General features: G+C 38.1%; 18 protein-coding genes and 1 pseudogene. 18 read left to right on the forward strand and 1 reads right to left on the reverse strand.

Going from position 1 to position 20902, the window contains the following annotated elements; translation table 11 throughout:
• Window positions 1–18 precede the first annotated feature (18 nt).
• The 5 genes from lpxB to FE813_RS04990 are packed head-to-tail and all read left to right on the forward strand — an operon-like array spanning window position 19 to window position 3796.
• Window positions 19–1191 (forward strand): lipid-A-disaccharide synthase, encoded by a 1173-nt coding sequence (lpxB, locus tag FE813_RS04970; RefSeq protein WP_139989712.1) that lies wholly within the window; start codon window positions 19–21, stop codon window positions 1189–1191.
• Window positions 1184–1789 carry a ribonuclease HII gene (gene rnhB / locus FE813_RS04975; protein ID WP_139989714.1) on the forward strand — a complete coding sequence of 202 codons (606 nt, stop codon included), beginning with the start codon at window positions 1184–1186 and terminating at the stop codon, window positions 1787–1789. Before lpxB ends, rnhB begins: the two co-directional genes overlap by 8 nt.
• Before the next feature lie 27 nt (window positions 1790–1816).
• Window positions 1817–2410 carry a molybdopterin adenylyltransferase gene (gene mog, locus FE813_RS04980; RefSeq protein WP_139989716.1) on the forward strand — a complete coding sequence of 198 codons (594 nt, stop codon included), beginning with the start codon at window positions 1817–1819 and terminating at the stop codon, window positions 2408–2410.
• A 1-nt stretch (window position 2411) separates the two neighbouring features.
• Window positions 2412–2750, forward strand: coding sequence for a nitrogen regulatory protein P-II (glnB, locus tag FE813_RS04985; protein ID WP_005627040.1), 339 nt, complete (start codon window positions 2412–2414; stop codon window positions 2748–2750).
• Window positions 2750–3796, forward strand: coding sequence for an AI-2E family transporter (locus FE813_RS04990; RefSeq protein ID WP_139989718.1), 1047 nt, complete (start codon window positions 2750–2752; stop codon window positions 3794–3796). The genes glnB and FE813_RS04990 overlap by 1 nt, the downstream gene beginning before the upstream one ends.
• Before the next feature lie 50 nt (window positions 3797–3846).
• Here the strand turns inward: FE813_RS04990 and priA are convergent, their stop codons facing one another.
• Window positions 3847–6039: a primosomal protein N' gene (priA, locus tag FE813_RS04995; protein WP_139989720.1), complete on the reverse strand. Its 2193-nt coding sequence runs from the start codon at window positions 6037–6039 to the stop codon at window positions 3847–3849.
• 83 nt (window positions 6040–6122) lie between these two features.
• On the opposite strand from priA, the gene trmB reads away from it, so the two are divergent.
• From trmB to acrB, 13 genes and pseudogenes are all read left to right on the forward strand, one after another.
• Window positions 6123–6863, forward strand: a complete 741-nt coding sequence (gene trmB, locus FE813_RS05000) for a tRNA (guanosine(46)-N7)-methyltransferase TrmB (protein ID WP_139989722.1) — start codon at window positions 6123–6125, stop codon at window positions 6861–6863.
• Window positions 6864–6980: 117 nt separating this feature from the next.
• Complete coding sequence (locus FE813_RS05005; RefSeq protein WP_139989724.1) at window positions 6981–7325, forward strand: YggL family protein; 345 nt, start codon at window positions 6981–6983, stop codon at window positions 7323–7325.
• Window positions 7326–7514: 189 nt separating this feature from the next.
• Entirely contained in the window at window positions 7515–8057 is a 543-nt protein-coding gene (gene napF, locus FE813_RS05010) for a ferredoxin-type protein NapF (protein WP_139989726.1), read from the forward strand.
• The gene (locus FE813_RS05015) at window positions 8047–8325 is read left to right on the forward strand and encodes a chaperone NapD (RefSeq protein ID WP_048952871.1); all 279 of its coding nucleotides are present in this window, start codon (window positions 8047–8049) and stop codon (window positions 8323–8325) included. Before napF ends, FE813_RS05015 begins: the two co-directional genes overlap by 11 nt.
• A 40-nt stretch (window positions 8326–8365) precedes the next feature.
• Window positions 8366–10858, forward strand: a complete 2493-nt coding sequence (napA, locus tag FE813_RS05020) for a nitrate reductase catalytic subunit NapA (RefSeq protein ID WP_048952792.1) — start codon at window positions 8366–8368, stop codon at window positions 10856–10858.
• Window positions 10859–10964: 106 nt separating this feature from the next.
• Window positions 10965–11528, forward strand: a complete 564-nt coding sequence (locus FE813_RS05025) for a nitrate reductase cytochrome c-type subunit (protein WP_048952793.1) — start codon at window positions 10965–10967, stop codon at window positions 11526–11528.
• An 11-nt stretch (window positions 11529–11539) separates the two neighbouring features.
• Entirely contained in the window at window positions 11540–12142 is a 603-nt protein-coding gene (locus tag FE813_RS05030; protein WP_048952794.1) for a NapC/NirT family cytochrome c, read from the forward strand.
• Window positions 12143–12295: 153 nt separating this feature from the next.
• Window positions 12296–13117 (forward strand): cell division protein FtsN, encoded by an 822-nt coding sequence (gene ftsN / locus FE813_RS05035; protein ID WP_139989728.1) that lies wholly within the window; start codon window positions 12296–12298, stop codon window positions 13115–13117.
• 15 nt (window positions 13118–13132) lie between these two features.
• Window positions 13133–14617: pseudogene (locus FE813_RS10800) on the forward strand (DUF3413 domain-containing protein); the annotation flags it as partial.
• 197 nt (window positions 14618–14814) lie between these two features.
• Window positions 14815–15807, forward strand: a complete 993-nt coding sequence (locus FE813_RS05045) for an amidohydrolase family protein (RefSeq protein WP_139989730.1) — start codon at window positions 14815–14817, stop codon at window positions 15805–15807.
• A 188-nt stretch (window positions 15808–15995) separates the two neighbouring features.
• Window positions 15996–16562 carry an efflux transporter AcrAB transcriptional repressor AcrR gene (gene acrR / locus FE813_RS05050; protein ID WP_106013956.1) on the forward strand — a complete coding sequence of 189 codons (567 nt, stop codon included), beginning with the start codon at window positions 15996–15998 and terminating at the stop codon, window positions 16560–16562.
• Window positions 16563–16591: 29 nt separating this feature from the next.
• Window positions 16592–17788 carry a multidrug efflux RND transporter periplasmic adaptor subunit AcrA gene (acrA, locus tag FE813_RS05055; protein WP_048952797.1) on the forward strand — a complete coding sequence of 399 codons (1197 nt, stop codon included), beginning with the start codon at window positions 16592–16594 and terminating at the stop codon, window positions 17786–17788.
• Between the two features lie 19 nt (window positions 17789–17807).
• Window positions 17808–20885 (forward strand): multidrug efflux RND transporter permease subunit AcrB, encoded by a 3078-nt coding sequence (gene acrB, locus FE813_RS05060; protein WP_139989731.1) that lies wholly within the window; start codon window positions 17808–17810, stop codon window positions 20883–20885.
• Window positions 20886–20902 lie beyond the last annotated feature (17 nt).

Raw genomic sequence — 20902 nt, forward strand, 5'->3', positions numbered from 1 at the left:
TTTTTTAGGGTAAATTTGATGAACAAAACAAATCCAACCATTGCTCTTGTTGCAGGAGAAGTATCTGGTGATATTCTCGGAGCTGGTTTAATTCGCCAGCTCAAAGCTCATTATCCTAACGCTCGCTTTATTGGCATTGCAGGCCCAAGAATGTTGGCTGAAGGCTGTGAGACGCTTGTCGATATGGAAGAGCTTTCAGTCATGGGCTTGGCTGAAATTTTGAAACATCTTCCTCGTCTGTTGAAAATTCGCAAAAATGTCATTCAAACTATGCTGCAAGAAAAACCAGATGTTTACATCGGCATTGATGCGCCTGATTTTAATTTGGATGTAGAACTCAAGCTCAAAGCAAACGGAATTAAAACTATTCATTACGTGAGCCCCTCTGTATGGGCTTGGCGTCAAAATCGCATCCATAAAATTGCCAAAGCAACTCATCAAGTTCTTGCCTTTTTGCCTTTTGAGAAAGTCTTTTACGATAAATTTAACGTGCCTTGCCGTTTTATTGGACACACAATGGCAGATGCTATTCCGCTCAAACCAAACCGTGCCGAAGCATGCCAAATGCTACAGATTGATCCCGCACAACGCTATTTAGCTATCTTAGTTGGAAGTCGTGGTTCAGAAGTGGAGTTTCTGGCTGAGCCTTTCTTGAAAACGGCTTTATTGTTAAAAGAACAATTCCCTGATTTACAATTCCTCGTTCCTTTGGTGAACGAAAAACGACGAATTCAATTTGAAGCTATTAAAACTAAAATTGCACCAAATCTAGACCTGCATTTAATTGATGGCAATGCACGACAAGCAATGATCGCAGCTGATGCAACACTTCTTGCTTCAGGAACAGCAGCGCTTGAAGCAATGCTTTGTAAATCACCCATGGTGGTTGGTTATCGAATGAAACCACTGACCTATTTCTTAGCAAAACATTTAGTGAAAACTGATTATATTTCTTTACCAAACTTGCTTGCGAATGAAATGCTCGTTCCTGAAATGATTCAAGAAGAATGCATGCCAGAATTGCTCGCTGAAAAACTATCTGCTTATCTTTCTGATAATGAAAGTGCGGTAAAAAATCGCCATGCTTTAATTCAGCACTTCACGGATTTACACCAAAAAATTCAATGCAATGCAGATAAGCAAGCGGCTCAAGCGGTCATTGATTTATTAGAAGGAAAAGAAAATGTTTGAATATCCACAAGGCTATGAATTGATCGCTGGCGTTGATGAAGTTGGGCGAGGCCCTCTAGTTGGGGCTGTTGTAACGGCCGCCGTTATTTTAGATCCGAATAACCCAATTGAAGGCCTCGCTGATTCTAAAAAACTCTCAGAAAAAAAACGTTTAGCTCTTGCTGAAGAAATCAAAGAAAAAGCCCTTGTTTGGGCATTAGGTCGAGCTGAAGCTAACGAAATTGATGAGATAAATATCCTACAAGCCTCCTTGCTGGCAATGACTCGAGCAGTAAAATCTTTAAAAATTCAACCGCACTTTGTGTTGGTTGATGGCAATAAGATCCCAAAAGATTTAGATGTTCCAGCGCAAGCCGTCGTAAAAGGCGATAGCCTTGTGGCGGAAATCAGTGCAGCCTCTATTTTGGCAAAAGTAGCACGAGACCAAGAAATGGAAGAATTAGATAAGCAATATCCAGAATACGCTTTCGCCCAGCATAAAGGCTATCCAACCAAATTACATTTGGAAAAATTAGCTGAACTTGGCGCGTTACCGCAACATCGTCGTAGTTTTACACCTGTTAAAAAGGTATTGGAAACTAAATTTACTGATAAATAGATATATACACTTAAAATAAGGAAAAATATGACCGCACTTTTAAAAATTGGTCTGGTGTCTGTTTCAGATCGCGCATCAGCAGGCGTATATCAAGATCAAGGTATTCCAGAGTTACAGGCTTGGTTAGAACAAGCTCTTGTAGAACCTTTTTATGTGGAAACAAGATTAATCCCCGATGAACAGCCGATTATTGAACAAACATTAAAAGAGCTGGTGGATGAACAAGGTTGCCATTTAGTGCTGACAACTGGTGGAACAGGGCCAGCAAAACGCGATGTAACGCCTGACGCTACCCTTGCGGTAGCGGATCGAGAAATGTCTGGTTTTGGTGAGCAAATGCGTCAAGTGAGTTTGCATTTTGTGCCCACTGCAATTTTATCTCGTCAAGTGGGCGTGATTCGTAAGGAAAGCCTGATTTTAAATCTTCCAGGTCAGCCTAAAGCGATTAAAGAAACCTTGGAAGGCGTGAAAGATAGAGAAGGGAATGTGCTTGTAAAAGGTATTTTCAGTGCTGTACCTTATTGTTTGCAACTGATTAACGGCTTATATATTGATACCAAGCCTGAAATTATCGAAAGTTTCCGTCCTAAATCAGCAAGACGTGAAAATCTGGAGAAATAGCATGAAAAAAATCGAAGCAATGATCAAACCGTTTAAATTAGACGATGTGCGCGAAAGTCTTTCAGATATTGGTATTTCAGGTATGACAATCACGGAAGTACGCGGATTTGGTCGCCAAAAAGGTCATACGGAACTTTATCGTGGTGCGGAATATATGGTGGATTTTCTGCCGAAAGTGAAATTGGAAGTAGTGGTTCCTGATGAGCTTGTGGATCAATGTATTGAAGCTATTATTGAAACAGCACAAACAGGCAAAATCGGTGACGGCAAAATTTTTGTTTATAACGTTGAGCGAGCGATTCGTATTCGCACGGGCGAAGAAAACGAGGACGCTATTTAGTGCAAAATAATTTAAATTTACACCGCACTTTGCTTGGCATTGCCTCGGTGATTATTATCTTAGCTGGCGTAAAATTGGCGGCAGAAATTGTGGTGCCATTCTTACTGTCGCTATTTATCGCGATAATTTGTTCACCGATGATTAAGGCGATGACGAAACGCCGAATTCCTCATTGGTTAGCCATAACCTTGCTTTTCGTCTTGATTTCTTTGGTGTTTTTCTTTTTAGTCGGGCTGATTAACAGCACTGCAAGAGAATTTACCCAATCTATTCCACAGTATAAAGTTTTGCTTTCACAACGTGTGAGTGATCTAACAGGATTGTTGCAACGTTTCAATCTGCCTTTCACGCTTTCGCGTGAAACCATCCAAGAAAATTTTGACCCAAGCATCATTATGAATTTTGTGAGCCGAGTATTGCTGAATTTCTCTGGTGTGGTGAGTAATGTGTTTGTTTTAGTGCTGGTCGTGATTTTTATGCTTGCTGAAGCGCCAACGATGAAACATAAATTTGCAATGGTGATTAGTTCAACTCCTCATGATGCAGCCAAAGAAGAACGTCATATTGATCGCGTTTTGCAAGGCGTAATTGGTTATCTCGGCATTAAAAGTATCACCAGCTTGCTTACTGGTGTTGGTATTTTTATTTTGTTGGAAGCCTGTGGGGTTCAATATGCCATTTTGTGGGCAACTTTGAGTTTCTTGCTGAATTATATTCCCAATATTGGTTCTATCATCGCGGCTATTCCGATTATTGTTCAAGCCTTATTACTGAACGGTTTTGGAATTGGCTTTGGCGTCGCAATCGGTGTTATTGCGATCAATATGGTTGTAGGTAACATTATTGAGCCTAAAATGATGGGACAACGATTAGGGCTTTCAACCTTAGTAGTATTTCTTTCATTATTGTTTTGGGGATGGCTGCTTGGAACCGTGGGAATGCTGCTGTCTGTTCCTCTGACGATGGCATTAAAAATTGCCTTGGAGTCCAGTCCCAATACGGCGAAATATGCCTGTCTATTGGGTGATGTCGAAGATTTCAAATAGATTTCAAATAGATTTCATAGAGAAAGTGCGGTGAATTTTCACCGCATTTTTTATGATAAGTCTTGTGGATCGACGTCCAAAATTAACCGCACTTGGCTGTTTTTTTCAAGTTCGGCTTGTTGATATTCTCTCAATGCTTTTTGTAACGTCATTCTTGACGGATGCTGCAATAATAACTGCCAGCGATATTGCCCCGCTTTCTTGCTGAACGGTGCAGGCATTGGGCCAAGCATTTGCAATCCCGTGATTTCCTTTGATTGAAAAAAATCTGCAATTTGGCTTAAGCAATTTTCTGCAAGATCAGAATGTCGAGACTGTGCTTTGAATAACGCTTGAAAAGTGAAAGGTGGCAATCCCATTGAATGGCGTAATTGTAAGGTTTCTTTTGCAAAAGCTTGGTAGCCATTCGCTAATAATGTAGTGAGCAAAGGATGATCTGGGTAATGTGTTTGTAGCACCACTTCGCCTTGTTTATCGGCACGTCCAGCTCGTCCAGCAACTTGAATATAAAGTTGAGCTAAACGTTCTTCTGCACGAAAATCTAGTGAAAATAATGCACTATCTACATTCACTAAGGCAACGAGAGTAACATTCGGGAAATGATGTCCTTTCGCAAGCATTTGTGTGCCAATCAAAATTTGACTTTTGCCTTGTTGAATATCTTCTAAATAACTCTCCAATTTTCCTTTACGCGCAGTGCTATCGCGGTCGATTCGTGCCACAGAATAATGAGGAAATAGCATTTTCAAGGTTTCTTCTAATTGTTCCGTGCCGAGACCAGTGGTGACTAAATGAGTCGAGCCACAATCACCACATTGTCGAGGAATAGTTTTCTGTGCGCCACAATGATGACAACGCAATATATTTTGATGCTGATGATAGGTATAAGGTTTTTCACAATGCGGGCATTGTGCAATCCAACCACATTCATGGCAAAGTAATACGGGCGCAAAGCCACGACGATTTAAGAAAAGCAGTACTTGATTGCCTTTTTCTAGGTGAGCTTTCATTCGTTCTAATAAGGGTTTTGAAAGCCCGTTTTGTATGTTTTGATTTTTCAAATCAATAACGAAATGACGAAGTGCGGTGGAATTCCCCGCTCTTTTTGATAAAACTAAATGTTGGTATTTGCCGTTTTGTACATTATTAATACTTTCTAAACTTGGCGTAGCGGACCCCATTAATACAGTAATATTTAGTTTTTGAGCTAGAACAATAGCCAGGTCTCGCGCGTGGTAACGCCAACAGTCTTGCTGTTTGTAAGACGCATCGTGTTCTTCGTCCAAAATAATTGCACCAAGATTAGAAAATTGCGTGAACAATGCCGATCTCGTGCCAATCACAATGGCACTTTGTCCAGAACGCGCACGATCCCATACATAAAGCCGTTGCGTATCGGTTAAATTAGAATGAAGAACATCAATTTCTACGTTGAAACGCGCTTTGAAACGGTGCACCGTTTGTGGCGTTAGCCCGATTTCAGGTACAAGCACTAATACTTGCTTACCCGATTTTAAAATTTCTTCAATATACTGCAGATAAATTTCTGTTTTTCCAGAACCTGTCACCCCATCGAGCAGCCATACATTGAAACCAGAATGAAAGAGCAATTGACTAAAGGCTAAGGCTTGCTGCTTATTTAAGGTTAAGCGATTTTCAGCATTGACAATTTGGTTATTGCCTAAGCTTTGTTGCCAGCTTAGGGGCGTTGTTTGGGTGGTAATTTCCTCAATAAACCTTTTGGCTTTTAAGGCTGACCAAATCGCAGAGGAAAAATCATTATTGCCTTTTTCAAGATCAGTTTCAGATAAGCATTGTAGAGCTTCAAGTTGCTTTTTCGAGCGTTTTAACAGGCCTTGTTCAAGCGCATTTTTCCCCGCATCTGTAATTCGCCAAAAAGTGCGGTCATTTTTCACCGCACTTTCGCCGTTACGCAATTTCACAGGCAAGGCTTGAAATAAAACATCGCCTAATCCCGCTTGATAATAATTTGCTGCCCAATGAAGCCAATCCCAATAAATTGGGGTAAAGAGCGGTGCTAAATCCAATGGTTGAAGAATGGCTTTAAGTTTATCCTCTGGCACGTCTGATTTTGTTGGGAAATCAGCCACAATGGCTACGCGTTTTTGTGTACCAAAAGGTACAAGAACACGCATACCGATTTGTAATGAAACATCATCGGGGATGAGATAATCAAATAAACGAGGAAGCGGCACAGCCAGTGCCACTCGGACAATTTTCATAATCAACCTTGGGAAAAAATTTGCCCTATTATACGAGAAAAACGTGTATAATCGCCGCCAATTTTTTCACGAACAAGATTTTTATGACACAAACTTTTGCTGATCAAAAACGTAAAATCGTTGAAACCGCAGAATTTACCGAAGATGGCCGCTATAAACGCAAAGTCCGTAGTTTTGTTCTCCGCACAGGTCGTTTGAGCGAATTTCAGAAAAACATGATGAATGATAACTGGGGAACACTTGGTTTAGATTATCAAACGGAACCTTTTGATTTTGCGAAGATTTACGGCAATGATAATCCAGTTGTATTAGAAATTGGCTTTGGAATGGGAAAATCGCTCGTGGATATGGCTTTTGCTAATCCTGACAAAAATTACCTTGGCATTGAAGTTCATACTCCAGGCGTTGGTGCTTGTATTGCTTATGCAGTGGAAAAAGGCGTAACGAATTTACGCGTGATTTGTCATGATGCAACGGAAATTTTACGAGACAGTATTGCTGATGGTACGCTTGGCGGTTTGCAGTTATTTTTCCCAGATCCTTGGCATAAAGCAAAGCACCATAAACGTCGTATTGTTCAACCGCACTTTGTGGCACAAGTTGTGCAAAAATTAGGTGGAAATGGTTTTATCCATATGGCAACAGACTGGAAAAATTATGCTGAGCAAATGCTAGAAGTATTAAGTGCAAATACCGATTTAGTGAACACCTCGAAAAATGGTGATTATATTCCAAGACCAGATTTTAGACCTTTAACTAAATTTGAAGCCAGAGGCCACAGACTTGGTCATGGTGTTTGGGATTTATACTTTGTGAAGAAATAAGCCTATTTTGAGCAATTTAACTTTTGGGTGAAGATTGATGTTGAGGAAATCCGATGATAAATTCACGAATTTAATATAGAATACTGATTTGAATACGACCTTAATAGGAGAAATACCATGTCTAAATCTTACAATCAACGTCAACGCAAAAAACTTCACCTTGCTGAATTCCAAGAACTTGGTTTTCTTGTAAATTTCCAATTTGCAGAAGGAACTGCGATTGAAACTGTAGATGAAACCGTTGATCGTTTTATTAACGAAGTGATTCAACCAAATGGTCTAGCTTATGAAGGTAGTGGATATTTACATTGGGAAGGTTTAGTTTGCCTAGAAAAAATTGGTAAATGTGATGAAAGCCATCGTGAAACTGTGAAAAAATGGTTAGAAACAAATGGTTTGCAACAAATTGAAGTAAGCGAATTATTTGATATTTGGTGGGAATATCCAGCAAAAGTAGAGTAGTTTTGTTAAAATATCGCGGTAAAAAAACAACTATGTCGAGTTATTTTTTATTACGATTTAAATTTGATCTATCACAAAGAAAGTTCAAAAAAAGTAAATAACTACCTATTTTGGGTGGTTCCTATTCCTGGTTAGGAACTTCATAATCACCACCCAAAAAGTACTGACGGATTTATAGAAGGCACCTGGATGACTGTTGAAAACTTACCCCGCAGACAATTTTTACGAGGTAAATTTTTAACATCTCTGCATACGAAAACTGAGCAGAAACAAGGCTTTGATGGAGTTCGCCCCCCTTGGGCTGTAGAAAATTATATTTTTGTAGAGCAATGTACTCGCTGTGGCGATTGTCTTTCTGTCTGTGAAACCAATATTTTAGTAAAAGGTGATGGTGGATTCCCTGAAGTGTGTTTCGATAAGGGGGAATGTACTTTTTGTGGAAAATGTGTAGATATATGTAAACAACCAATTTTCCGTTCTTGTTCTGAGCAACCTTGGAACCATAAAATTGAGATTGGTAAAGATTGTTTAGCAGAAAAAAATATAGCTTGTCGTAGTTGTCAAGATAATTGCCCAAAGAACGCAATTAAATTTCGTTGGCAAGTAGGTGGAATAGCTAAGCCTGTATTAGATGTGGATGCTTGTAACGGTTGTGGCGCTTGCATTCAACGTTGTCCTGTCGATGCGATAACTTTGTTTTATCCATCTCACAATAATGAAAATGAAAATTAACGATTTAATAAAAACAGATACAGTTGAGAAATGGCAGGTTTGTGGCATTGTTGTGCAATGTATGGTGTCAAAACTTGGTATAATTCAAAGTGAGCTTTCCAAATTACCTGATACTGAAATTCATGCAGTCAATGAGGAAAATGGTAAAATTGTTGCAGTAATGCAAGCAAATAGTCAGAAAGAATTAGCTAATCGTATGGAATTGGCTAGAGATATTGATGGTGTTATTACGGTTTCGTTAGTCTATCATCAAGTAGAAGATAATTAGTTTTTTATTTTTTAGTGTTAATAATAGTGGGGGAAACACTATGAGCATAAGTCGTCGTGACTTTATGAAGGCAAATGCTGCTGCAGCGGCAGCAGTTGCTGCTGGTATTAGTATTCCAATCAAAAATGTTGCAGCGGAAGAAAATATCAATAAAGATATTCATTGGGAAAAAGCACCTTGCCGTTTCTGTGGTACAGGTTGTAGTGTAATGGTTGGTACACAGGATGGGCGTGTAGTTGCTACTTATGCCGATCCAGATGCTGAAGTAAACCGTGGATTGAATTGTATTAAAGGGTTGTTCTTATCTAAAATTATGTATGGTAAGGATCGTTTAACCCAGCCATTGCTTCGAATGAAAGATGGTAAATATGATAAAAATGGTGAGTTTACGCCAGTAAGTTGGGAAACTGCATTTACTGTATTTGCGGATAAAACCAAAGAAGCAATTCGTAAGAAAGGTCCAAGTTCTGTTGCACATTACTGCTCTGGTCAAACTACAGTTATTGAAGGCTACGCAAAATCTAAATTCTATAAAGCTGGTTTACGTTCAAACAATATTGATCCAAATGCGCGTCAATGTATGGCATCTGCCGCAACTGGATTTATTCGTACCTTTGGTGTTGATGAACCGATGGGATGTTATGATGACATCGAGAATGCGGATGTTATGGTGCTTTGGGGCTCTAATATGGCTGAAATGCACCCAATTTTGTGGTCACGTATTGCCGATCGCAAATTAAACCACCCAGATCTGAAAATTTTTGTTCTTTCAACGTTTGAACATCGTTCATTTGAATTAGCAGATTATGGCATTGTATTCATTCCTCAAACAGACCTAGCTATTGCTAACTATATTTCAAACTATATCATCCAAAATGGTGGTGTAGATGAGAAATTTGTTGCAGAAAATACTAAATTTAAAAAGGCTACAACAGATATTGGTTATGCACTTAGACCCGATCATGCTTTAGAAAAAGCTGCGAAAAATGCGGGGAAAGGTGCGGGTAAAATGCTTGATTTTACCTTTGATGAATATAAGAAATTTGTATCAGAGTATGATCTTGAGTATACCCATAAACTAACCGGGGTTCCTAAAAATCAATTAGAAGCACTTGCACAGGCATATGCTGATCCAAAAACAAATGTTACTTCATTCTGGACAATGGGAGTTAACCAACATACTCGTGGTGTGTGGTTAAACCAAATGTTACATAGTTTACATTTATTAACAGGCAAGATTTCTAAACCAGGTAATCACCCATTCTCTTTGACGGGTCAACCATCTGCTTGTGGTACTGCTCGTGAAGTTGGAACATTCCCACATCGTTTACCTGCGGATATGCTTGTTACAAACCCACAACATGTGGCAAAAGCAGAAAGTATTTGGAAGTTGCCAGCTGGTGCGGTGCAAACACAAGTTGGTTTGTCAATTAATGAAATTGACCGTGCAATGAAAGATGGCAAAATCAATGTTTACTGGCAAATGTGTAATAACCATATGCAGTCGGGCCCAAATAGTAATCAGGAACGTATGCCAGCTTGGCGAGATCCACAAAACTTTATTGTTGTATCGGATCCTTATCCAACAGCAAGTGCAGTAGCTGCTGACTTAATTTTACCAACTGCAATGTGGGTGGAAAAAGAAGGGGCTTTTGGTAACGCTGAGCGTCGTACCCAAGCATGGAAACAGCAAGTAAAAGCACCCGGTGAGGCAAAATCTGATTTATGGCAAGTTCTTGAGTTTTCTAAATATTTTAAAACTGATGAAGTCTGGCCAAAAGAATTGCTTGACGCTAATCCGCAATTTAAAGGTAAAACGTTATATGAAGTGCTTTATTTAAATGGCAACGTGAATAAATTTGAAAAACCAACAGATCATTTAAATGATGATGCTGAGCATTTTGGCTTCTATTTACAAAAAGGTTTATTTGAAGAATATGCTGAGTTTGGTCGTGGTCACGGACACGATTTAGCACCATATGATATGTATCAAAGTGAAGAAGTTCGCGGATTACGTTGGCCTGTCGTAAATGGTGTTGAAACACGTTGGCGTTATCGTAAGGGCTATGACTTCTTTGCTTCTAAAGACCGTGAAGTAGATTTCTATGGTCAAAAAGATAAAAGAGCGGTTATTTTTGCCGCACCTTATGAGGCTCCTGCAGAATCACCAGATGAAGAATACGATATGTGGTTATGTACTGGCCGTGTTTTAGAACATTGGCATACAGGTACTATGACACGTCGTGTACCAGAAATTCACCGTTCATTCCCAAACAATGTTGTATATATGCATCCACTAGATGCTGAGGCACGTGGAATGCGTCATGGCGATAAAATTAAATTGATTACTCGTCGTGGTGAGATGGTGTCTTATTTAGATACACGTGGACGTAATAAACCACCTCGCGGTTTGGTTTTCACTATGTTCTTTGATGCGGGTCAGCAAGTTAACCGCTTAACTTTAGATGCGGCAGACCCAATTTCAAAAGAAACTGACTATAAAAAATGTGCAGTTAAAGTAGTAAAAGCGTAAAACGTATGCGGTCATAGTAAAATAATAGAAATATGGCCGCACTTTATCGTATTTTTTAACGGCTTATGCCAATTTTGTGAAAATAAATTCACAAATGGAGTGAAAAATGAAAAAGATGATGGCCATGATTATGGCATTATTGGGATGTTCAGCAATGCTTCATGCTGAAGTTTATCCGAATACTAATGTAGAAGTGGTGAAATCAGGTGTTGAAAATGCACATGAAGCAATTCAACCTGAGTTTAAAAATAACCTAAAAGATACAGGTATCCAACCTCGTGATATGCTTTTTGCACCACCTGTAGTACCACACAGTATTAAAGGGATGCAAGTGAGTAAAAACACAAACCGTTGTTTAGAATGCCATAATGCTGATGTAGCTCAACTTGTTGGCGCTACTGTACCAAGTAAAACTCACTTTTATGATCGTGAAGGGCATTTAGGTGATACAGTCTCTGCACGTCGTTATTTCTGTTTACAATGTCATGTTCCACAAACTGATGCAAAACCGATTGTTGAACAAACATATCGCTCTACGCCAGGTTATGATAGAAAAGCAGATCAACCGTTACCACAAGTGACTAAAACGCCTGAATATAAAGAAAAATTTGAGGAAACGCTCAAAGAATTTGGTCATTCTTCAGATAAATATTTGAACCAACATCATTAAGGTGAGCAAAAATGAAAAAATTAACAAATTTAATTAAATCTTTTTGGCATTGGTTCAGAACACCAAGCCGAATTGCGGTGGGAACAATCATTTCACTTGCATTTATTGCAGGAATTTTGGCTTGGGTGGGCTTTAATTATGGTCTAGCTGAAACCAATACAGAAAAATTCTGTTCAAGCTGTCATACAAATGATGTTTATCCTGAATATTTGCATAGTACCCATTTTCAAACACGTACAGGTGTAGGCGCGAGCTGTCCAGATTGTCATGTTCCACATGAGTTTGGTCCAAAAATATTGCGTAAAATTGTTGCAGCAAAAGAAGTTTATGCATTTTATACTGGTAAAGTGGATACTATTGAGAAATTCAATGAACGTCGTTTACATATGGCTGAAAATGAGTGGGCACGTATGAAAGCGAATGATTCTCAAGAATGTCGTAACTGCCATAAAATGGATCGTATGGATCGTTCTCAACAAAAAGGCGTAGCGGCGAAGATGCATAAGTTCGCTGAAGAAAATGGTAAAACTTGTATCGATTGTCATAAAGGTATTGCACATAAGTTACCCGATATGAAAGATGTCGAATCAGGATTTAAGAAAGAAGAGAAATAATTCTTTCAGCAATGTATAGGAAAATACCGTACTCTTTAAAAGTGCGGTATTTTTTTATCTGATTTTTATCCTAGAAAAAAAGTGAATTTTTCAGTAAAATCGCCAAGTTTTATAAAATGATTAAAAAGATTACTCAAAGTTTAGGGATTTATCGTGGCTCATCGAGATTTTGTTGCGCGTCGTGGCGTAAGTAAGAAAAAAGGAAAAAACAAGAATATTTTAATCGGGATGATGGTTGCAGTTGTCTTTGCATTTGGTATTGGGCTTTATTTTCTGAAAAATAAAACAGAGGAAAAAGTAGTGAAAGAAATTACTCCTCAAATAGAAAAAATGCAGCCTAAAAGTATTTTACCTAATCGTCCTGAAGAAGTTTGGAGTTATATTAAAGCATTAGAAACGCGTACAGTGCCTGTTGATGATAAGCCATCAAGTGTAGAAAAAAATATGCGTTTAACAGAAGAACAACGTCAAGTCTTAATCCAAATGGAGAAAGATCAAAAAGCAGCAGAGGAAGCTCGTAAATTAGCTGAACAACAAGAAGCTCAAGGATCTACTAAGGTTGATAATTTATCAAAAAGTACGGTGGTTCAGCAATCATCACCGGCTAAAACAGAGCAAGTCAAAAAAGTGGAAACCGTAAAAATTGACACTCTTAGCACTGAAGCCGAAAAAAAAGCTAAACAAGCTAAATTAGATACAGCGAAAAAAGTGGAATCTATTAAAACTGTTGAGCCGAAAACTACAGAGAATGAAAATATCAGTAAGAAGTTTGGTTTACAGTGTGGTGCTTTTAAGAACCGGGCCCAGGCTGAAAATTTACAGGGAAGATTGGCAATGACAGGTTTAAATGCACAAGTACAAGTAAACGGTGAATGGAATAGAGTGCGAATTGGAAATTTTGCTAATCGAGATGCAGCAATGCAAGCTCAGAGTAAAGCAAAGAGTGTCGCAGATTGCGTGGTGATTGGTATGTAATCAATCAGTTAATTTTACAGGTTAAGTGCGGTGATTTTTTCCACGATTTGTACAACCTTATTATTATTTGATACCGCCGTTTTCAATCGTTTTAATCTGCATTTATCCTCTGTTGTATGGAATTTACTGGTTAATCCAGAAAATGGTGAAATGTCACGCGATTGGCAAATTTTCTTTGCACTAATGCCAATAATTTTACTGGCTCAAATGTTATTTTCTCGCTGGAGTTGGGAAAAGTTACGCAGTCTTGAACGCCCAAAATGGCTAAAAGGCACAGGTATATTCTTAACTGCAACGTTAATTGCGACGCATTTAATTTATGCTTGGGCAGATGCTTATTTGTATCGTCCTATCACCATGCAACGATCTAATTTCCCTTTATCTTATCCAATGATAGCTCGTTCTTTTTTTAGAAAAACACGGTTTCTTGGATGGAGAGGAATATACGCAAAAATTGGCGCAAGAAGGCTGTTTAGATGCCTTAAAAATTGATTATCCGAAAAAAGAACTCACTTATGCACCAATTACGCACAAACCTAATATTCTGCTCGTAACGGTTTCGAGTTTACGCCATGATGCGATTTCTAATGAAAAGATGCCAAAACTTGCTGAATTTGCAACAAGTTCAACAGAATTCACTAATCATTACAGTACAGGCAATAGTAATAACGCGGGCTTGATTGGGTTATTTTACGGGCTAAATGCAAATTACACCGATAGCATTTTAAGCAATCATACTCAATCTGTTTTAATCGAAAAATTACGTGCTGAACATTATCAATTGGGTTTATTTTCTGCTACGAATTTCAAAGATAGCGTCTTCCGCCAAGCATTATTTCGTGAAATAAAACTTTCATCGAATAAAACCAACAAACCAAATAATGAAAGTGCGGTAAAAAATCTCAATGATTTTATTAAAGCACAAAAAACAGACTCCCTTGGTTTGCTTATTTAGACTTAGCCTTGGAGGCTAAAAAAACATCAGATTATGACCGCACTTTGCAAGACATTGATTCTCTTTTAGCAAAAGCGTTAGAAAGTACACCGCTTGAAAATGCATTAGTCATCATCACGTCAGAGCATGGTTTAACCTTTAATGAAATGAATGAAAAAGAGTGAGAAAACTACTTTGGTCGCGATGAGGTTCAAGTGCCATTGCTTGTATATTGGAAAGATTTACCGGTAGGCAAACAAAATGGATTAAGTAATCATGCGGATATTTTCTCTGCATTAATGCAAACGGTGTTCGGTGTAGAAAACCCGTTGATGGATTATAGTCAGGGACGCAATCTCTTTGATCTTAAGGGTGATGACTGGGTGCTTGCCTCTAATTTCCACTGGAATGTGGTGATTCAACCAGATGGAACACAATATCACATTGATCGCAAAGGTAATTACAAAAAATTCGATAAAGATTATATTGAGCAATCGTTAGATAGACCGCCACTTGGAATCTTCTTAGAAGCCTTCCAATTACAAAATTTCTTCTTTGAAAAATAGCCTATAAGGGCATAAAAGAATAGATTTTTTGCCCTTAAGCCTTTATACTCATGACTCAGTTTAAGACTGAAAAATGTTATTAATGAAAATCCGTGAGTTTTTCATAACATTATCATAATGCTTCTCGCCGTACTTACAGTACCTTTCAATTAATATACATTCTCGTCTTTTTATCCTTTCTTTTTTACGGAGTTTGTATGAAAAGCCACGTTTGTAGTTTTAAAACCTATATTTGCGATGAAATTATCAAAAAAGGCGGATGGGTAAATGCCCATGCACATGCTGATCGCGCTTTTACGATGACGCCAGAGAAAATTGGGATTTATCATAGTAGTAATTTGCAACAAAAATGGGATTTAGTGGATGAAGTAAAACGCACTTCCAGTGTTGATGATTATTACGCACGTTTTTGCCAATCTATTGAATTAATGATATCCCAAGGTGTTACCGCATTTGGTACCTTTGTCGATATAGACCCAATTTGTGAAGATCGTGCAATTATTGCCGCACATAAAGCCCGTGAAGTGTATAAACATGACATTATTTTGAAATTTGCCAATCAAACTTTAAAAGGGGTAATCGAACCCACTGCGCGTAAATGGTTTGATATTGGTGCGGAAATGGTAGACATGATTGGTGGCTTACCATATCGTGACGAATTGGATTATGGACGCGGTCTAGAGGCGATGGATATTTTGTTAGATAAAGCCAAATCTCTTGGGATTATGTGTCATGTACATGTCGACCAATTCAACAATCCAAGTGAAAAAGAAACTGAGCAACTTTGCGATAAAACCATTGAACATGGAATGGAGGGGCGAGTTGTGGGTATCCACGGTATTTCCATTGGCTCACATTCAAAAGAATATCGCTACAAACTTTACGAAAAAATGCGTAAAGCCAAAATGATGATGATCGCCTGTCCTATGGCATGGATTGACAGTAATCGCAAAGAAGATCTTATGCCATTCCATAATGCGCTCACGCCAGCAGATGAAATGCTCCCCGAAGGTATCACTGTTGCCCTAGGTACAGATAATATTTGCGATTATATGGTGCCATTATGTGAAGGCGATTTATGGCAAGAATTAAGCCTATTGGCTGCGGGCTGCCGTTTCCCATACTTGGATGAAATGGTCAACATCGCAAGTATTAACGGTCGTAAAGTATTAGGACTAGAGCCAATTTAGCTTTTTATTCTCCCAATCAAAAGTGCGGTCAAAATGGGCAACATTTAAAAGTTGATTAAAAAATCTAGCTTTTAAATGTTGCCCATTTTCGTTGTGCTTTTGTGTTTTTTAACTTGCTAAAAAACAAAAAAACAATAAAATGAACGTTCATTCATTTGGTGTATCAATATATTTTATCTAAGGATTTTATGCGACAAGCAAAGTCTGATTTAACTGAGCAAATTTTTCTAGCTATGGATCGCTTGATGGCAAAAGAAGGTTTAAATCAACTTTCTATGCATAAGCTTGCAAAAGAAGCGAATATAGCAGCTGGCACCATTTACCTTTATTTTAAAAATAAAGATGAATTGCTTGAACAATTTGCTCATCGTGTGTTTGCGATGTTTATGGCGACGCTTGAAAAGGATTACGATGAAACAATGTCTTTTTTCGAGCAATACCGACGGATGTGGTGGAATATCTGGTATTTCCTGAAAGAACATCCAACAATTTTATCAAATCTGAATCAATACCAATCTTTACCAAACTTTATTGAAGTTTGTAAGAAAATGACAATTAATAGCCGCTGGGAGCTTTTTTGTAAAAAAGCTCAGCAGGCTGGCATACTTGCTATTTTGCCAAATCATTTACTTTTTTTATTAAGTTTAAAAAGAGCGGTGATTATTGCATCTGAGCTTAAGTTTTTTGATGTAGTACTTACTGAGGACATTTTAGAATCTATCATTGAACGCTCTTGGCGAGCAATTCAGAAATAGTCGTTATCTTTTATTACGGAGCTTTAAAAATGAGTCAAACTCAATCTCAGAGACCAAAACGTTCACATGCTTTCTTTATGAAAGTGATTTTGGCTGTTTTTGTCTTAATTTTTGCGGGCGTTATTGCTTTTAGTTTTATTCGCAACATGATGATTGGAAAATTTCTAGCCAATATGCCTGAGTCAACGAATCCAGTAACTGCCTTAGAGGTTAAGCCTAGCGAATGGACACCTGTAATTAATACAACAGGTCTTGTTCGTCCAAATCAAGGGGCAATGTTAAGTGCACAAAATGCGGGGAGCGTTTCACATGTATTTGTTCAAAATGGACAATCAGTGAAAAAAGGTGATCGCTTAGTGGAGCTAGATAGTTCTGTTGAACGTGCAAGTTTACAAGCTGCAGAAGCTCAACTTCCAGCACTTCGTCAGACTTATCAACGTTATGCAAATCTTTTAAAAAGTAATGCGGCATCTCGTCAAGATGTTGATAATGCAAAATCAGCATATGATGCTCAACTAGCCAATATTGAATCTCTAAAAGCAACCATTGAGCGCCGTAGTATTGTTGCGCCATTTGATGGAAAAACGGGTATTGTTAAAGTTAATGTAGGGCAATATGTCAATATTGGTACAGAAATTGTTCGTGTAGAAGATACGAGTTCAATGAAGGTTGATTTTGCTATTTCTCAAAATGAATTAGATAAATTACATATTGGTCAACGTGTTACAGCAACGACGGATGCGCGTAAAGGCGAAACATTTTCAGCTCATATCACGGCGATTGAACCTGCAATTAATTCATCAACGGGTTTGGTTGATGTACAAGCTACTTTTGAACCCGAAGATGGTCGCCAATTACTTTCTGGTATGTTTTCTCGATTACGCATAGCCTTACCTACAGAGAAAAATCAAGTTGTCGTTCCCCAAGTCGCAATTAGTTACAATATGTATGGTGAAATTGCCTATTTATTGGTGCCATTATCAGACAAAGATAAAGAAAAATTATCAGGTAATGATAAATTCGATCGTTTGTATCGAGCTAAACAAATCACTGTATTTACGAAAGATCGTCAAGGTATTTATTCTCAGTTACAAGGTAATGAGATAAAACCAGGTGATAAAATTATTACAGGGGGGCAGCAAAATATTAGCAATGGTAGCCTTGTAGAATGGATTGAAAAAGACATTGTTGGTGGCTCTGAGCCCGCTAAAAAGACTAATCTTTAATTCAACTTAGGAAATACGAATGAAATTTACTGATATCTTTATTCGTCGCCCTGTTTTAGCGATTTCAATTAGCTTGCTTATTATTATTTTAGGATTACAAGCGATTTCAAAACTGGCCGTGCGTGAATATCCTAAAATGACAACTACCGTAATTACGGTAACGACAGCTTATCCAGGTGCAGATGCAAACTTAATTCAAGCTTTTGTGACATCTAAACTTGAAGAGTCTATTGCTCAGGCGGACAATATTGATTATATGTCATCATCAAGTTCACCTAGTGCATCTGTCATTACAGTGAAAATGAAATTAAATACCGATCCTGCAGGAGCATTAGCTGATGTGCTTGCTAAGGTAAATGCGGTACGTTCTGAATTGCCACAGGGTATTGAGGATCCAACAGTGGCTTCCTCTTCAGGTGGTACGGGGATTATGTATATTAGTTTCCGTTCAAAAAAATTAGATTCTAGCCAAGTTACCGATTATATTAATCGTGTGGTGAAACCTCAGTTCTTTACAATAGAAGGTGTTGCCGAGGTACAAGTATTTGGTGCGGCAGAGTATTCGTTACGTATCTGGCTTGATCCTGAAAAAATGGCTGCGCAAAATCTTTCTGCGCCTACGGTGATGTCGGCGCTATCTGCAAACAATGTACAAACTGCTGCGGGTAATGATAATGGCTATTTTGTTACTTATCGTAATAAAGTTGAAACCACAACAAAATCAGTTGAGGATTTAGGCAATTTAATTGTTAGTACTAAGGGTAATGAGCTTGTTCGGTTACGAGATATCGCCACGATAGAATTGAATAAAGAAAATGATAACTCACGCGCAACAGCGAATGGTTCTGATTCTGTGGTGTTAGGGATCAACCCTACTTCAACAGCGAATCCATTAACTGTTGCTGAAAAAATTCGACCGCTCTTTGAAACGATTAAGCAGCAACTCCCTGATAGCATGGAAGCCGATATTCTCTATGATCGTACGATTGCGATTAATAGTTCCATACATGAAGTGATTAAAACGATTATCGAAGCGACAGTTATTGTATTAGTCGTCATTTTGATGTTTATGGGTTCACTTCGTGCGATTTTAATCCCAGTTTTAACCATTCCAATTTCATTAATTGGCGTGCTAATGATGTTACAAAGTTTGAATTTTTCTATTAACTTAATGACATTATTAGCCCTTATTCTAGCAATTGGTTTAGTCGTAGATGATGCGATCGTTGTACTTGAAAATGTGGATCGTCATATTAAAGAAGGTGAAACACCATTTCGAGCGGCAATTATAGGAACACGTGAGATTGCTGTGCCTGTTATTTCAATGACGATTGCGCTAATTGCAGTTTATTCTCCGATGGCGCTTATGGGAGGAATTACAGGAACGCTGTTTAAAGAGTTTGCATTAACGCTTGCTGGAGCTGTGTTTATATCCGGTATTGTAGCATTGACACTTTCACCAATGATGAGTAGTAAGTTACTTAAAGCTAATGTCAAGCCAACGAAACTGGAACAACGCGTAGAACATACACTAAGTAAAGTAAATAAAATTTACGATTATATGCTTGATATTGTCATGCAAAATCGTAAATGTATGCTTACATTTGCTGTGGTAATTTTTGCAACACTACCTTTCTTGTTTAATTCACTGTCCAGTGAATTGACACCAAAAGAAGATAAAGGCGCATTTCTGGCAATTGGTAATGCCCCATCTAGTGTTAATGTTGACTATATTCAAAATGCAATGAAACCATATATGAAGAATGTGATGGATACACCTGAAGTTTCATTTGGTATGAGCATTGCGGGGGCGCCAAGTTCTAATGGCTCACTTAATATTATTACCTTAAAAGATTGGAAAGAAAGAGATCGTAAACAAGCAGCAGTAATGAATGAGCTGAATACGAAAGCAAAATCAATTCCTGAAGTATCGGTATCTGCGTTTAATTTCCCTGAAATAGATACAGGCGAGCAAGGCCCTCCAATTGCCATTGTGTTAAAAACAGCACAGGATTACAAAGCGTTAGCAAATACAGCTGAAAGCTTGGAAAAAGCTATGAAAGCATCAGGTAAATTTATTTATACTAATTTAAATTTGGCCTATGATACGGCCCAAATGACGATATCTGTAGATAAGGAGAAAGCTGGAACTTATGGTATTACGATGCAACAAATAAGTAACACGTTGGGGAGTTTCTTATCAGGTGCAACGATTACTCGAGTGGATGTCGATGGGCGTGCTTATAAAGTGATTTCGCAAGTAAAACGAGATGATCGTTTATTTCCAGAAAGCTTCAAAAACTATTATTTAACAGCATCAAATGGACAATCTGTACCATTAAGTAGTTTAGTTAGTATGAAACTAGAAACGCAGCCAATGTCATTAGCTCGTTTTAGTCAATTAAACTCTGCTGAAATTGGTGCAGTTGCGATGCCAGGTTCATCTACAGGTGATGCGATAGCGTGGTTGCAGGATTATTTCAAAAATAACTTACCGCAAGGATATACTTATGATTTTAAATCAGAGGCTCGCCAGCTTATTCAAGAGGGGAATGCACTTGCGGTGACATTTATTTTAGCCGTTATCATTATTTTCCTGGTTCTTGCGATTCAATTTGAATCAATACGAGATCCAATGGTTATTATGATTTCGGTGCCTTTAGCAGTAAGTGGAGCATTACTCACATTAAACTTATTGTCTTTTTTCCAAATTGACGGAACGACATTAAATATCTATTCGCAAGTTGGATTAATTACATTAGTCGGTTTAATTACCAAACATGGTATTTTAATGTGTGAAGTGGCAAAAGAAGAGCAGTTGAATCATGGTAAAACGCGTATTGAAGCAATTACATCAGCTGCGAAAGTACGTTTGCGTCCGATCCTTATGACTACTGCAGCAATGGTAGCTGGATTAATTCCATTACTTTATGCTACGGGCGCTGGGGCTGTATCTCGTTTTAGCATGGGGATTGTTATCGTAGCAGGATTATCTATTGGGACAGTTTTCACTTTATTTGTCTTACCAGTAGTTTATAGCTACATTGCAACAGAACATAAGCCATTACCAGAATTTAAAGAAGATTTAACAAATTGATACACATAAAAATTATG

The organism is Haemophilus seminalis, assembly GCF_006384255.1.
GTDB lineage: Bacteria > Pseudomonadota > Gammaproteobacteria > Enterobacterales > Pasteurellaceae > Haemophilus > Haemophilus seminalis.

What these genes read in the sequence shown, in the direction of transcription:
- lpxB (WP_139989712.1), top strand. Translation starts at nt 19, where the DNA reads ATGAACAAAACAAATCCAACCATTGCTCTTGTTGCAGGAGAAGTATCT.
- rnhB (WP_139989714.1), top strand. Translation starts at nt 1,184, where the DNA reads ATGTTTGAATATCCACAAGGCTATGAATTGATCGCTGGCGTTGATGAA.
- mog (WP_139989716.1), top strand. Translation starts at nt 1,817, where the DNA reads ATGACCGCACTTTTAAAAATTGGTCTGGTGTCTGTTTCAGATCGCGCA.
- glnB (WP_005627040.1), top strand. Translation starts at nt 2,412, where the DNA reads ATGAAAAAAATCGAAGCAATGATCAAACCGTTTAAATTAGACGATGTG.
- priA (WP_139989720.1), bottom strand. Translation starts at nt 6,039, where the DNA reads ATGAAAATTGTCCGAGTGGCACTGGCTGTGCCGCTTCCTCGTTTATTT.
- trmB (WP_139989722.1), top strand. Translation starts at nt 6,123, where the DNA reads ATGACACAAACTTTTGCTGATCAAAAACGTAAAATCGTTGAAACCGCA.
- FE813_RS05005 (WP_139989724.1), top strand. Translation starts at nt 6,981, where the DNA reads ATGTCTAAATCTTACAATCAACGTCAACGCAAAAAACTTCACCTTGCT.
- napF (WP_139989726.1), top strand. Translation starts at nt 7,515, where the DNA reads ATGACTGTTGAAAACTTACCCCGCAGACAATTTTTACGAGGTAAATTT.
- FE813_RS05015 (WP_048952871.1), top strand. Translation starts at nt 8,047, where the DNA reads ATGAAAATTAACGATTTAATAAAAACAGATACAGTTGAGAAATGGCAG.
- napA (WP_048952792.1), top strand. Translation starts at nt 8,366, where the DNA reads ATGAGCATAAGTCGTCGTGACTTTATGAAGGCAAATGCTGCTGCAGCG.
- FE813_RS05025 (WP_048952793.1), top strand. Translation starts at nt 10,965, where the DNA reads ATGAAAAAGATGATGGCCATGATTATGGCATTATTGGGATGTTCAGCA.
- FE813_RS05030 (WP_048952794.1), top strand. Translation starts at nt 11,540, where the DNA reads ATGAAAAAATTAACAAATTTAATTAAATCTTTTTGGCATTGGTTCAGA.
- FE813_RS05045 (WP_139989730.1), top strand. Translation starts at nt 14,815, where the DNA reads ATGAAAAGCCACGTTTGTAGTTTTAAAACCTATATTTGCGATGAAATT.
- acrR (WP_106013956.1), top strand. Translation starts at nt 15,996, where the DNA reads ATGCGACAAGCAAAGTCTGATTTAACTGAGCAAATTTTTCTAGCTATG.
- acrA (WP_048952797.1), top strand. Translation starts at nt 16,592, where the DNA reads ATGAGTCAAACTCAATCTCAGAGACCAAAACGTTCACATGCTTTCTTT.
- acrB (WP_139989731.1), top strand. Translation starts at nt 17,808, where the DNA reads ATGAAATTTACTGATATCTTTATTCGTCGCCCTGTTTTAGCGATTTCA.